The organism is Micromonospora sp. WMMD712, assembly GCF_029581295.1.
Lineage (GTDB): Bacteria > Actinomycetota > Actinomycetes > Mycobacteriales > Micromonosporaceae > Micromonospora > Micromonospora carbonacea.
In genome coordinates this window covers 1167914-1180863 of the sequence record NZ_CP120743.1, presented here as the reverse complement: position 1 = coordinate 1180863, position 12950 = coordinate 1167914, and the positions used below count along the sequence as shown (strand labels likewise).

The 12950-nt window shown below is 76.4% G+C and carries 13 protein-coding genes; 5 read left to right on the top strand and 8 right to left on the bottom strand.

All coding sequences use genetic code 11. The annotated features are described in order from the left end of the window. Positions 1-3: 3 nt before the first annotated feature. The 5 genes from O7633_RS04770 to O7633_RS04750 form a co-directional block, all read right to left on the bottom strand. On the bottom strand, positions 4-669 hold the full coding sequence (locus tag O7633_RS04770; protein WP_282326301.1) for a hypothetical protein: 666 nt from the start codon (positions 667-669) through the stop codon (positions 4-6). Continuing rightward, positions 666-3350, bottom strand: coding sequence for an FtsK/SpoIIIE domain-containing protein (locus O7633_RS04765; protein WP_282326299.1), 2685 nt, complete (start codon positions 3348-3350; stop codon positions 666-668). Before O7633_RS04765 ends, O7633_RS04770 begins: the two co-directional genes overlap by 4 nt. Next, positions 3343-4389 carry a hypothetical protein gene (locus O7633_RS04760; RefSeq protein WP_282326298.1) on the bottom strand — a complete coding sequence of 349 codons (1047 nt, stop codon included), beginning with the start codon at positions 4387-4389 and terminating at the stop codon, positions 3343-3345. Before O7633_RS04760 ends, O7633_RS04765 begins: the two co-directional genes overlap by 8 nt. A gap of 8 nt (positions 4390-4397) precedes the next feature. After that, on the bottom strand, positions 4398-4658 hold the full coding sequence (locus tag O7633_RS04755) for a hypothetical protein (RefSeq protein ID WP_007076395.1): 261 nt from the start codon (positions 4656-4658) through the stop codon (positions 4398-4400). A 196-nt stretch (positions 4659-4854) separates the two neighbouring features. Beyond that, positions 4855-5232, bottom strand: coding sequence for a hypothetical protein (locus O7633_RS04750; RefSeq protein ID WP_074473391.1), 378 nt, complete (start codon positions 5230-5232; stop codon positions 4855-4857). A 142-nt stretch (positions 5233-5374) separates the two neighbouring features. Here O7633_RS04750 and O7633_RS04745 point away from each other — a divergent pair, with 142 nt between their 5' ends. Genes O7633_RS04745 through O7633_RS04735 form a run of 3 tightly spaced genes read left to right on the top strand, consistent with a single transcriptional unit; the run spans position 5375 to position 8471 of the window. After that, entirely contained in the window at positions 5375-7930 is a 2556-nt protein-coding gene (locus tag O7633_RS04745) for an ATP-dependent Clp protease ATP-binding subunit (protein ID WP_282326283.1), read from the top strand. Between the two features lie 17 nt (positions 7931-7947). Next, positions 7948-8121, top strand: a complete 174-nt coding sequence (locus O7633_RS04740) for a hypothetical protein (protein ID WP_282326282.1) — start codon at positions 7948-7950, stop codon at positions 8119-8121. Continuing rightward, positions 8121-8471: a DUF3140 domain-containing protein gene (locus O7633_RS04735; RefSeq protein ID WP_282326281.1), complete on the top strand. Its 351-nt coding sequence runs from the start codon at positions 8121-8123 to the stop codon at positions 8469-8471. Before O7633_RS04740 ends, O7633_RS04735 begins: the two co-directional genes overlap by 1 nt. 149 nt (positions 8472-8620) lie before the next feature. Here the strand turns inward: O7633_RS04735 and O7633_RS04730 are convergent, their stop codons facing one another. The 3 genes from O7633_RS04730 to O7633_RS04720 form a co-directional block, all read right to left on the bottom strand. Beyond that, positions 8621-8857 (bottom strand): hypothetical protein, encoded by a 237-nt coding sequence (locus O7633_RS04730; RefSeq protein WP_074473398.1) that lies wholly within the window; start codon positions 8855-8857, stop codon positions 8621-8623. A gap of 19 nt (positions 8858-8876) precedes the next feature. Beyond that, positions 8877-9890, bottom strand: a complete 1014-nt coding sequence (locus O7633_RS04725; protein ID WP_074473400.1) for a LysR substrate-binding domain-containing protein — start codon at positions 9888-9890, stop codon at positions 8877-8879. Between the two features lie 123 nt (positions 9891-10013). After that, on the bottom strand, positions 10014-10628 hold the full coding sequence (locus O7633_RS04720) for a hemerythrin domain-containing protein (RefSeq protein ID WP_282326279.1): 615 nt from the start codon (positions 10626-10628) through the stop codon (positions 10014-10016). Positions 10629-10868: 240 nt separating this feature from the next. Here O7633_RS04720 and O7633_RS04715 point away from each other — a divergent pair, with 240 nt between their 5' ends. Beyond that, on the top strand, positions 10869-12197 hold the full coding sequence (locus O7633_RS04715; protein ID WP_282326278.1) for a M20/M25/M40 family metallo-hydrolase: 1329 nt from the start codon (positions 10869-10871) through the stop codon (positions 12195-12197). Positions 12198-12257: 60 nt separating this feature from the next. Then, positions 12258-12923, top strand: coding sequence for a hypothetical protein (locus tag O7633_RS04710; RefSeq protein WP_282326276.1), 666 nt, complete (start codon positions 12258-12260; stop codon positions 12921-12923). The last annotated feature ends 27 nt before the right edge of the window (positions 12924-12950 follow it).

Genomic DNA, 12950 nt, shown 5'->3' with positions numbered 1-12950 from the left:
GGCTCAGCGGGCGAGGACCAGCAGCACGCCGGTCGCCACCACACCCGCCACCAGGACGACCGTGATCGGCCGGGGCGACAGCACCGCGTGCCGACGGTCGGCGAGCCGCTTGGCCAGGGCCAACCCGACCAGCGGGCCGAGCAGGGTCACCACCAGCGCCAGCACCGGCAGGCCCACCGCCAGGTCCCCGCCGTTGCGGGCCCCCAGCGCCCGCGCGCCCAGGCCGAGCGCGAACATCAGCGCCGCGCCCACCACCCCGCACAGCGCGAGCAGCGGGTTCGCCGAGGCGGGCAGCTCGCCGGGCTGCCGGGTGCGGTCCAGCAGCCCGCGCACCCCGTGCAGCAGCAGCAGCGGGTCGCCCGAGGCGTCCCGGGCCGGGCCGGGCGGGTCACCGAGCCGGCGGGCCCCCGCGCCCAACCGGGCCCGCAGCTGCTGCCACAGGTGGGCCGCCTCGGCGTCCACCCGCTCCACCAGCTCCCGCGCGTCGGCCGCCTCCCGCTCGGCCTCGCGCAGCTGCTCGGCGGCCTCGGCGACGGCCCGCTCGGCGGCGGCGCACTGCTGCTCGTGCCAGGCGTGGGCCTCGGCGCGCTGGGTGCGCACCCGGTCGGTCAGCTCGGCCAGCCGCCGCACCTGGGCCGCGTACGTCTCACTGGTCACCGGTTCGTTCACGCCGACGGTCCGTAGGGGATGATGACCTGCCCGGTGCGGTGCGCCGCCCGGTCGAAGAAGAGCCCCCGCCACGGCCGGGGATACCAGTCGGGGCCGCCGGAGCCCGGGTAGAGCGACGAGCCCAGCTCGCCACCCTGCACGTCGAGGGCCACCCACGCGCCGATCTGGTCGGTGCGGGCGGCCGGCCCGCCGAGGTCGACCCGCATCCGGGCCACGCCGCGCCACCAGGCCAGCACGTGGGTGCGCCGCTCCGGGCCGTCGTGCAGGATGCGCCGCAGGTGCTCCAGCCCGGTGCGCCCGCCAGCTCGCGCGGCCAGCCGCCCGGCCGCCGCGTCGACCGCGTACAGCAGCAGGTAGTGCGGGGTGGCGGGGGTGCCCGGCCGGTCCAGGGCCGCCGCCGTCTCGGCCATCAGCTCCGGCACGGTCTCGTCGTCGTACCAGGCGGCGTCGTCGGCCAGGTCGGCGTAGAGCTCCCGGGCGGCCGGGTCGGCGTCGGGGTCGAGGCAGGCGATGGAGTACCGGGCCGCGCCGGGGCGGTGCTGCCGGGCCAGCGATCTGGCGGCGGCGTCCAGCACGGCGCACGCCTCGTCGACGCGGGTGCCCAGCACGGCGAGGTTGCGCCCGGGGGCCCGGGGCAGCCGCAGCGCCGCCGAGCGGGCCTGCACGTCGATGATCTCCCCGAGCAGGGCCACCGGGCTGCGCGGCGTCCCGTCGCCCTCGGGCGGGGTGAGCGCCCGGAAGTCCGGGGCGTCGGCGAGCCGGGGGATCGCGTCGCCGTCGAAGAGGCGGGCGGGCTTCGCGTCGGCGGGGCGCATCCGCCACAGCCGGTGCTGCAACTCGCTCCACTCGTCCCAGTCGCTGGCCGACGGGATGCGCGCCACCTCGTTGCCCTCGACCAGGCCCGACTCGGCGTTGACCACCGCGTGGTGGCGGGGCAGCGACTGGGCGGCGTCGTTGCGTTCGGCGAGGATCCGCAGCGCCTTGGGCAGCGCGATGCGCAGGGTGAACTGGGCGACCAGCGCCGGCCGCCCCCACAGCGCCTCGATGCCGCGCACGTCCTGCGAGGCCAGCACCAGGTGGATGCCCTGGGAACGGCCCCGGCGGGCCAGGTCTTCCAGGAGGTCGGCGGCCTCCCGGGCGACCACGTCCCGCCCGGCCAGCAACGCCTGGAACTCGTCGACCACGGCGACGATGCGGGGCCAGTGCCCGGTCGGGTCGACCGCCCGCAGCTCGGCCAGCTTGGTCACCTCGTGCTTCTTCGCCGCGTCGGCCCGCCGGCGCAGCTCCTCGGCGAGGAACCGCAGCAGCGCCAGCCCGAACTCCCGGTCGGTGTTGACGTTGATCCCGACCAGCCGCATGTGCGGCAGCCAGCTCGGGTCCCGCCGACCCTGGGCGAACCGGGCGAAGGACACCCCCTCCTTGAAGTCGAGCAGGTAGAACTCCAGCTCGGCGGGGGAGTAGCGGGAGGCCAGCGCCCCGATCCAGGCGAAGATCAGGTTGGTCTTGCCGGTGCCGGACGGGCCGCCGATCAGCGCGTGCGGCGGGTAGTCGCCGAGATTGAGCAGCACCGGGCGGCCGTGCGGGCCCTCGCCGATGGGCGCGGTCAACCCCGTCGAGGAGTCCTCCCGCCACATCTGCTCCGGCGGCGGCAGCAGGTCGGTGAACGGGGTCGGCGGGGGGCCGGCGTTGACCCGGGCGGCGACCTGCCGGCAGGTCTCGGTGACCAGCGTGGCCGGCGGCGGCGGGTCCAGGGTCACCGGCAGGCCGGGCGGGCCGCCCACCCGGGCGCCGTCGGGGCCCACCACGACCCGGGTCACCGTCGGGTCGTCCGGCACCGGCACGCCGCGGACGACCAGGTGCACCCCGCAGGCCGCGCCGGTGCGCACCACCCGGTCGAGCTGGCCGCGTTCGTGCCGGGACAGCTCGTCGCCGCCGAGGAGCACCGCGACCCGCCACGGCTCGGGGCGGCGGCCGGTCGCGGCGGCCAGCTCCCGCAGCGAGCGGTACTCCCCGGCGAGCACGGTCTCGTTGATCCGGCGGATCTGCTCCACCAGGTCGTCCAGCAGCCGGCCCAGCCCGCCGGGGCCGACGAAGGTGAGCAGCCCGGCGGTGCCCAGCGGGGCGAAACCGGCCAGGCCGCCCCCGAGGCGCTCCGGGTCGTAGCCGAACAGCCGCACCGCGCCCGGGTCGGCCCGGCCCAGGCTGCGCAGCAGCAGCGCCGGCACCACGGCCGCCCCGCCGTCGGCCCCGGCCCCGGACAGGTGCACGTGCCCGGCGTCGAGCAGCGGCACGAGCGCCGGCACCGGTTCCGCGCCGGGGATGCGCACCGTACCGACGCGTACCGCGCCGGGGGTCTCGCCGCGACCGGCCGGCGTCGCGGTCCACTGCGCCCAGTCGGCGCTCGCCGCGCCCGGCGCCTCCCGGCGGGCGGCGTCGACGGCCCGGCGGGCCAGCTCGGCGATCCGCGCGGTGTGCCGGGCGTCGATCTCGGCGAGCCGCCGGTCCCGCTGCGCCCCCACCTTTGCCGGCACGGCCGCGGCGGCGCGCTGCACCCGGGCCAGCCGGTCCCGGGCGGCGGCCAGCTCGGCGTCGGCGTCGGCGAGCCGGTGCCGGGTGGCGCCCAGCGCCTCGGAGAGCATGCCCCGCACCCTGGTCACCAGCTGGGTGCGGCGGTCAGCCATCGGACCCCCGGCCGGCGGCTCGCCCGGTGGGCGGTGCGGGAGGCACGGGAGGCAGGCCCTGCGCGGCCCGCTCCCGGGCGGCGCGCTCACGGTCCGCCCGCTGCCGCGTCGCCTCGTCCCAGGCGTCGCGCTCGGCGTCGCGGCGTTTCTGTTGCGCGGGCCCGTTCTCCCTGCCAGCCTGCCCCTCGTCGCGGGGCAGGTCCCTGCCGAGGCGGTCCAGCAGCACGGCGGTGACCACACCGGCGGTGACGGCGGCGTCGGCGGCGTGCGGCTGCTCCTCGCCGCCGCCGCGCGGCGGCGGGGGCATCCGGCAGACCCGGGTCAGCAGCGTCTCCAGCACCGGCGGGGGCAGCCCGGGCAGCAGGTCGCGCACCCGGCCGTCCAGCTCCCGGCGCAGCCGGGGCAGGTCGTCGGCGCGGGGCGGGTGCCCGAGCAGCTCCCCGGCCAGCTCCCGCAGCAGCGGCGGGGCGAGCGCGGCCAGGCCGAGGCCGACGTCGGCGTGCGCGGCGCGCAGCTCGCGGTGCAGCCGCTCCCGGTCGCCGCCGCGGACCCCGTCGGCGACCCGGCGCAGCAGCTCCCGGGAGTCGCCGATCCGCTCGTCCGGCTCGTCCGGCGCGCCCTCCCGGCCGCCGGTCAGCTCCGCGACCCGCACCGCCCACCAGCGGCGCAGCACCGGGTTGTCGTCCGGCGCGAAGGGCGGCCCGTCGCCGGCGGCGGGCGGCGCGTCGCGCGGGGCGTCGTGCACCTGCCGGTCGCCGGCCGGGCGGGCCGGTGGCGCGCCGTCGGGGGCCAGGCCGATGGCCGCGAGGTACGCCGACAACTGCTCCTGGGCCACCCGCAGCGCGTGCCCGGCGGACTCGGCGTGCTCGACGGCCGCGGAGAGCTCCGGCACCCCCATCGGGTTGGCCGACTCCTGCCGTACCCAACGCAGCCGCTCCGTGGCCTGGCCGAACTTCTCGAGCGCGAGGGCGAGCTGGGCCAGCGGGAACTCCTCCGCTGCGGCCCGCACCTGGGCCCCGACGTCCTCGATGATCGACACGCCCGGCCCTACAGGGTCGAGACGTAGAGTTGCGCCTGCTCCACCGCGACGAGGGTCGCCGCGAGGCACTCCTCGAGCTCCTGGCTGGCCTGGGTCAGCGAGGCCTGCGCCGCCTCGACGGTCTCGTGCCCGCTGCCCTCCAGCGCCCCGGCGAGTGTCTGCTGCGCCTCGGCCAGCTTCTCGCCGGCCGCCTGCACCGCGGTCTGCCCGTCACCGATCTGTTGCAGGGCGACATCGATGGCTGCCTTCAGCTCGGCGACGCTCGCCACGGGGACCTCCTGGGGGCGGGGAGATCTCCATTACAACCCATCCCCCGTGGGGAGAGAACATCCGCCCTGTCGGTGTTGCTGCCCGGCTGTCCGATTACGTCACTGAGGTGCGCAAACCCCACCCACCTGTCTCACCTGCGCGTCATCCGATCCCACCGACGGGACTTGCTTGGTCCCCGCGGGGACGGGGCAGGCGTCAGGTGGGCAGCCAGCGGGGGCCGTGCACCTCGGCGCCCAGCGCGCCGACCCGGGAGCGCAGCTCACGGTCGGCGGTGACCACGAGCCGACGGCGGCCCGGGGCGGCCCCGACGAGGTCGACGATCGTGTCGTCGCCGGACCCGGGGGCGGCGACCACCCGCACGCCCGGCACCGCGGGCACGCCCCGCGCGGCGCCCTCCACCACCAGCACCACCTCCGCCGGGCCGGCGAGCTGCGGCGGCACCCCGGAGTCGGCCAGCGGGACGAGGGCGTCGCGCAGCCGGGCGGTGGCACCGGCCCGGTCCCGCCACCATCCGTCGGGGCGCGAACCCACCACGTTGGCGGCGTCCACGATCAGCAGCGGCGTCGGCTCCATGCCTCCAGCCTGCCACCGCCGGGCGGCCGTCCCCGCCCGCCCCCGCCGCCTGCGTTTGTCGCGCCGACCGCCGGGTAGCCACCGCCGACCGTGCCGGCGGCGACCGCACCGGCGAGCGTGCCCGACCCGCGGGAGGACAGCGATGATGGGACCCGGCGACCTCGGCTCCGACCCGTGGGACGAGTTCCTGGCCCGGTACTTCGGCCGGGGCGAGGGGGGACGCCGGCCGGCGCACCGGGTCGACATCACCCGGCTGATGACCGCCGACGCCCGGGAGATGCTGGCCGACGCGGCCCGCCGGGCGGCGCAGCGGCACAGCAACGACCTCGACACCGACCACCTGCTCTGGGCGGCGTTGCAGCGCGAGGCGCTGCGCGACCTGGTACGCCGGGCCGGCGCCGACCCGGACGCCCTGGTCAACGCCCTCGGCGGGCGCGGCGAGAGCGCGCCGAGGGGCGAGGTGCCGCCGAACCTGTCGCTGACCCCGGCCGCGAAGCGGGCGCTGCTCGACGCCCACCAGCTCTCCCGCGCGATGGGCGCCAACTACATCGGCCCCGAGCACATCCTGATGGCGCTGCCGCTGAACCCGGAGTCGCCGGCGGGCCGGATGCTGGCGGCCGGCCGGATCCAGCCCGAGTCGTTGCAGGCGGCCAGCGCGGAGCGCGGCCCGATGTCCGGCGCGAAGCCCGACCACGGCACCCCGACCCTCGACCAGTACGGCCAGGACCTCACCGAGCTGGCGCGCAACGACCAGATCGACCCGGTGATCGGGCGGGCCGCCGAGATCGAGCAGGCCGTGGAGATCCTGTCCCGGCGGACGAAGAACAACCCGGTGCTCATCGGCGAGGCCGGCGTCGGCAAGACCGCGATCGTGGAGGGCCTGGCCGAGCGGATCTGCGACGGCGACGTGCCGCAGACGCTGATCGGCAAGCGGGTGGTGCAGCTCGACCTGGCCGGCCTGGTCGCCGGCACCCGCTACCGGGGCGACTTCGAGGAGCGGCTCAAGAAGGTCATCGAGGAGATCCGCGCCCACCGCGACGAACTGATCATCTTCCTGGACGAGATCCACACCCTGGTCGGCGCGGGCGGGGCGGGCAGCGAGGGCGGCATGGACGCGTCCAACATGCTCAAGCCGGCGCTGGCCCGCGGCGAGCTGCGGGTGATCGGCGCGACCACCCTGGACGAGCACCGCCGCAGCATCGAGAAGGACGCCGCCCTCGCCCGCCGGTTCCAGCCGGTGCTGGTGCCCGAGCCCACCGTCGAGGACACCGTCGCCATCCTGCGCGGCCTGCGGGACCGCTACGAGGCCCACCACCAGGTCCGGTTCACCGACGAGGCGCTGGTCGCCGCCGCCGAGCTGTCCGACCGGTACGTCACCGACCGGTACCTGCCCGACAAGGCCATCGACCTGATCGACCAGGCCGGGGCCCGGGTGCGGCTGCGCACCCGCACCCCCGCCTCCGACGTGCGGGAGCTGGAGCAGCAGCTCGACGAGGTGCGCCGGGACAAGGAGCAGGCGGTCGCCGACGAGCAGTACGAGCGGGCGTCGGCCCTGCGCGACCGGCTCGCCGAGCTGGAGGCGCAGATCAGCCGGGCCAAGGGCGACGACGGCAGCGGCTCCCAGGTCCCCGCCGTCGGCCCGCAGGAGATCGCCGAGGTGGTGTCCCGGGCCACCGGCATCCCGGTCGCCCAGCTCACCGAGGAGGAACGCGACCGGCTGCTGCGCCTGGAGGGGCACCTGCACCAGAAGGTCGTCGGCCAGGACGACGCGGTCGGCGCGGTCGCCGAGGCGGTGCGCCGCTCCCGTACCGGGCTGGCCGATCCGAACCGGCCGATGGGCAGCTTCCTCTTCCTCGGCCCCACCGGCGTGGGCAAGACGGAGCTGGGCCGGGCCCTGGCGGAGGCGCTGTTCGGCGAGGCCGACCGGATGATCCGGCTGGACATGAGCGAGTTCCAGGAGCGGCACACCGTCGCCCGGCTCGTCGGCGCGCCCCCCGGCTACGTCGGCTACGAGGAGGCCGGCCAGCTCACCGAGGCGGTGCGCCGCCGCCCGTACGCGGTGGTGCTGCTCGACGAGATCGAGAAGGCCCACCCGGACGTGTTCAACATCCTGCTCCAGGTGCTCGACGACGGCCGGCTCACCGACAGCCAGGGCCGGACGGTGAACTTCAAGAACACCGTACTGATCATGACGAGCAACCTCGGTTCGGAGCTGATCACCGGCAGCCAGCGCGCCGTGGGCTTCGGCGCGGGCGAGCCCGGCACCGAACGGGAGACCGACGAGCTGCGCGAGCGGCTGATGCGCCGGCTCCAGGAGAACTTCCGCCCGGAGTTCCTCAACCGCATCGACGAGGTGATCATCTTCCGGCGGCTGGAGCAGCAGCAGCTGCGCCAGATCACCGAGCTGCTGCTGGAGGAGACCCGCCGCCGCCTGCACGCCCAGGACATCGACGTCGCGTTCACCGTCGCCGGGATCGACTGGCTCGCCGAGCACGGCTACCAGCCGGAGTTCGGGGCCCGCCCGCTGCGCCGGGTGATCCAGCGCGAGGTGGACAACCGGCTGTCCCGGATGCTGCTGGAGAGCGCCGTCTCGCCCGGGCAGCGGGTCACCGTGGACGCCCGCGACGGCGCGCTGGCCTTCGAGGTGGGCGCCGGCGACCGGGGCTACACCGCCGCCACGACGTCCCACCCCCGGTGAAGGGGCGGAGGCCGCAGATGACCGAGCCCGAGGAAGCCGCCGGGGAGGCCGGGACCGACCCGGACCGCAGCGAGCCGATCGAGGCGCCGCCGACGGCCAACCCCGCGCGGGTGCGGGTGCCGCCGGAGGGCCTGGGTTCCCACACCGGCGACCCGGAGCCGTCCGGGCCGCCGTCCGCAGAGGAGGCGTGATGGTACGCGAGGCGCGACTCGATCCCGAGGTCGAAGTGCTCTGGGAGGACTTCCACGCCGAGGTGAACGTCACCTCCGAGCAGCTGCGCAGTTGGCTGCTGACCCGTGGCTCCGGCACGGAGTCGTTCGGGGCGGGCCCCGACCTCGACCTGCCCGAGCCGGGCCGGCAGATCCTGGCCGTGCTGCGCAAGCGCAAGGTCGACCTGACCCGCGACGACATCGAGGTGATGCGGGAGGCGGTCGACCGGATCCGGTCGCTGACCGCCGCCCGCCCGGCCGGCGGCGTCGCCGACGACGAGTGGCGGCGCGCCCTGCTGGACCTGGGCCACGACGCCCTCGTCGAACGCTGACCGCCCGTCGTCGGCCCGCCGGGCCGCGCGACGGGCGGTCGCCGAGCCCGGCGGCGGGGCCTGGCGGGCGGACCCCGCGCGCGACGGGCCCGACCGGCGAGGCAGCCCCGCCGCCGGCACCGGCGGCGGGGCTGCTCGCCCGGTCGGGCTCACTCCGATTCCAGGCTGCCGATCTGTAGGCCGACGGCGTCGGCGGCGGCCTGGCGTTCCCCGCGCGCCCGCTCCTCCCGGCTGAGCAGGGTGGCGTACTCGGTCACGTCGGCGGGGCCGGGGACCTCGGGCAGGCGGCGCAGGAACGCCTCCACGTCCCGGGCGGCGGCGCTGTGGGCGGCGGCCGCCCCGCGCAGGGTCTCCCGGTCGTCGGCGGTCGGCTGGGCATCGGTCATGGGCCCGTGATACCCACCGTCAGGCGGTTCGCACCCCGGAACCGGCGTCCCCGGTCAGCGGCCCGGCCGGGGCCGACCGGCGTACCCCGAAGTCGGGGTGCCGCAGCAGCCAGGCCAGGTAGTCGGGGTGCGTGGCGAGCGAGTCGTCGTAGACGGCCACCGCCGCCTCCAGCACCTCCTCGGCGAAGCTCGCGCCTGCCGATTCCGGGTGCCAGCCCAGCAGCAGCCGCCAGCGCAGCGGCGCGCCGGCCAGCCGGCGGGTCACCAGGCCGGGCACCGGGCGGAAGGTGGCCTGGCACAGGGCCACCGCCGCGCCGGCCTCCACCAGGTCGATGCAGCCGCGCACGTCGGCCTCGTAGACCTTGCGGGGGGTGAAGCCGGCGCGGGCGCAGGCGGCGGCGAAGCAGTCGCCGAAGCAGCCGTCGCCCGGCGCGGCGACCCACTGCTCGGCGCGCAGGTCCACCAGCCGCACCTCGTCGTGGTCGGACAGCGGGTGCTGCTCGGGCAGCAGCACCTGCACCGGCTCCAGCGCCACCTCCCGCCAGGTCAGCCCGTACCCGGCCGGCGGGACGGCGTCGCCGCAGACCCCGACCAGCGCGTAGTCCAACCGGCCGCCGCCGACGAGCTGGGCCAGCTCGTCGGCGGACCAGGAGGCGTACGTGGTGATCTGGGCCTGTGGGTGCGCGGCGGCGAGCCGGTGCACCAGCCGGCCGAGGATGGGGCTGTTCACCCCGCCGAAGCGGTACCGGGCGGGGGACGGGCCCGCGCCGGCCAGCCGGGCCGCCTCGTCCTGGAGCCCCTGCATGGCCGGCAGCAGCACCCGGGCCCGGGCCAGCACCAGCTCGCCGAGCGCGGTGGGCCGGGCACCCCGCCGGTCCCGCTCGAACAGTGGCCCGCCGAGCGCCCGCTCGATGCGTTGGAGCTGGGCGGTCAGCGCAGGTTGGGCCAGGCCGAGCGTCGACGCCGCCTTCGTCACGCTCCCTGTCTCCGCGATGGCGCAGACCACCCGCAGGTGTCTCAGCTCCAGATTCATACGGTGACGGTATGACCACGGAAGGATCGATGGAAGGGTCCTAGCGGATAGGAGTTGACCGATGTCCGATGGTGACCGCCCGGTATCCGGTCGGTGACACCGTGGTAACCGTCCGGTATTCGGTCATTCTCCGGGTGGAAGCAGGTCCGACGCGTGCGTCGGCCGGCCCGTCACCGCGTCGCGGACCTTGTCCACCACCCCCACGGCCGGCTCGACGATCCGGTTCCACGGCGGGCTCGCCGGCATCCCCGGATGCGGCCGGGTCGGCGCGGCCTCCTCGGCGATCTCCCACCGGTTGCCCAGCCGGATCAGCTCGGCGGGGGTCGCCACCTCGCGCAGCGACGCCAGCAGCGCCGCCGTCGCGGCGACGTGCCGGCGCAACCGGTCGGCCACGTCGGCCAGCGCCGGATCCGCCGGCCCGGTCAGCGCCTTGAGGGCTGCCGACAACTCGACCGCCGCCCCGACCTCCCGGTCGACCGCCGCGCCCGCCCCGGGCACGGCCGCCCGGACGGCGGGGAAGAGGTACTGCTCCTCCGCCGACAGGTGCCGCGACACCACGGCGGTCAGCACCTCCACCACCTTGCCGGGCGGCTGCGCCGCGGCGTCCGGGCCGGTGACCCGGTCGGCCAGGTCGAGCAGCTCCCGGTGCTCGCGGTCGACGAGGTCGACCAGGCTCGGGCCGCCGGGCCGGTAGCCCTCCCCGGGCACGGGCGGCAGCGGCGGCAGGGGAACGGTCATGGTGCCCTCCTCGGGCGGGCGGGCGCGCGCTGCGGGAAGGAGGCGGCCCGGTGAGCGGTGCGGGACGGCAGCGGCGGTACCCAGACCACGTCCCGGCGAAACGACGCGCCCGCGCGGCGGGCGGCGGGCGCGGGGCCGGGCAGCGGGTCAGGGGCGGCCGGGCCGGCGGCGGGACGGCCCGGCCGGGGCGCCGCCCGGCCGGGCGCGCTGCGTGTGCGACCCGGCTGGTATGAAGAACCGATGACGAGCGACGCCGCCTCCGCCCCGCCCGACCCCACCGCCGAGGTCGTCGACCTCTGCCGCGACCTGCTGCGCATCGACACCACCAACACCGGGGACAACGACACCAGCGCGGGCGAGCGCGTCGCCGCGGAGTACGTCGCGGAGAAGCTCGCCGAGGTGGGCGTCGAGTCCCGCATCCACGAGTCCGCCCCCGGCCGGGCCAGCCTCGTCGCCCGCATCCCCGGCACCGACCCCGGCCGGGACGCCCTGCTCGTCCACGGCCACCTCGACGTCGTCCCCGCCGACGCCGACGAGTGGTCGGTGCACCCGTTCTCCGGCGAGCTGCGCGACGGCTACCTGTGGGGCCGGGGCGCGATCGACATGAAGGACTTCGACGCCATGGTGCTGGCCGTGGTGCGGAACTGGCAACGCACCGGCGTCCGGCCCGCCCGCGACATCGTGCTGGCCTTCACCGCCGACGAGGAGGCCGGCAGCGACTACGGCGCGCACCACCTCGTCCAGCACCACCGCGACGCCTTCGACGGCTGCACCGAGGCCATCGGCGAGGTCGGCGGCTTCTCCTACACCGTCGACGACTCCCAGCGGCTCTACCTCATCGAGACCGCCGAGAAGGGCATCGACTGGTTGCGGCTGCACGCCAAGGGCCGCCCCGGCCACGGCTCGATGGTGCACGACGACAACGCCGTCACCGCGCTCGCCGAGGCCGTCGCCCGCATCGGCCGGCACCGCTTCCCCGTGGTCGTCACCGACACCGTGCGGGCCTTCCTGGAGGAGGTCTCCGACCTGCTCGGCGTCGAACTCGACCCCGAGGACCCGGAGGCGGCCATCGCCAAGCTCGGCCCCATCGCCAACATCATCGGCGCGACCATCCGCAACACCGCCAACCCGACCCGGCTCGCCGCCGGCTACAAGGACAACGTCATTCCCGGCCGGGCCACCGCCACCATCGACTGCCGCAGCCTGCCCGGCCAGTCCGAGCTCCTCGAACAGCAACTGCGCGAGCTGGTCGGCCCCGACATCGCCATCGAGTACGTCCACCGCCAGCCCGCCCTGGAGACCACCTTCGACGGCGACCTCGTCGAGGCCATGTCGGCGGCGCTGCGGGCGGAGGACCCGGGCGCCCGGCCCGTGCCCTACATGCTCTCCGGCGGCACCGACGCCAAGGCGTTCTCGCAGCTCGGCATCCGCTGCTTCGGCTTCGCCCCGCTGCGGCTGCCGCCCGACCTCAACTTCTCCGGCCTGTTCCATGGCATCGACGAGCGGGTGCCGGTGGACGGACTACAGTTCGGCGTGCGGGTTCTCGACCGCTTCCTCCGGAATTGCTGACCGTGTCCGCCGCCCCATCCCGCCCGGCACGGATCGTCCCCCATCGCGAAGGGAACGCACATGACCGACCAGCACGGTGAGCTGGACGCCGCCCTGGAGCGGGTGATCGACGCCGCCCGCCACCACCTGGCCGCCGTCCGCGCCGCACAGGGCCGCATCGACGACGACGACGTCTGGCAGGCGTACGTCGCCCTGAACAACGCCTCGTTCGCCTACGACGAGCAGCTGCTCGACGCGTTCGGCGAGGTCACGCCGTGGGACGTCGAGTCCATCGACCCCGACGAGGCCGACGAGCGCTTCGGCGCGGCCGAGGGCGTCGAGGCGACCGACCCGCACCCCCGGGTCATCTCGGTGCGTCAGCGCCGCGACTACCGGGTGCCCAGCGTCGCCGCGCTGATCCGGGCCGCCGAGGCCGCCCGCCGCGAGGGCACCCCCGAGGAGGACGAGCCCGCCCCCGTCGAGGGCGTCGGCGAGGCGGTGCTGGAGCTGCTCCAGAGCGGCGACGGATCGCTGTCCGCGCTGGACGTGCCGGAGCTGGAACCGCTCGACGGCGTGGTGATGGTCAGCGAGGTCGGCACCCCCGTCGACCTGGAGTCCTTCGACGACGACGACCCGGTCGGCCCGTTCCAGCCGGCCGCCGACGACCGCCTCGTGGGCCGCCTCGACGAGCACCCGTTCCTCGACCCGACCGACGAGGAGCACGACCACGCGGGGCACCGCCACTAGGCCGGGCTCGTCCCGGGGCCCGGCCCG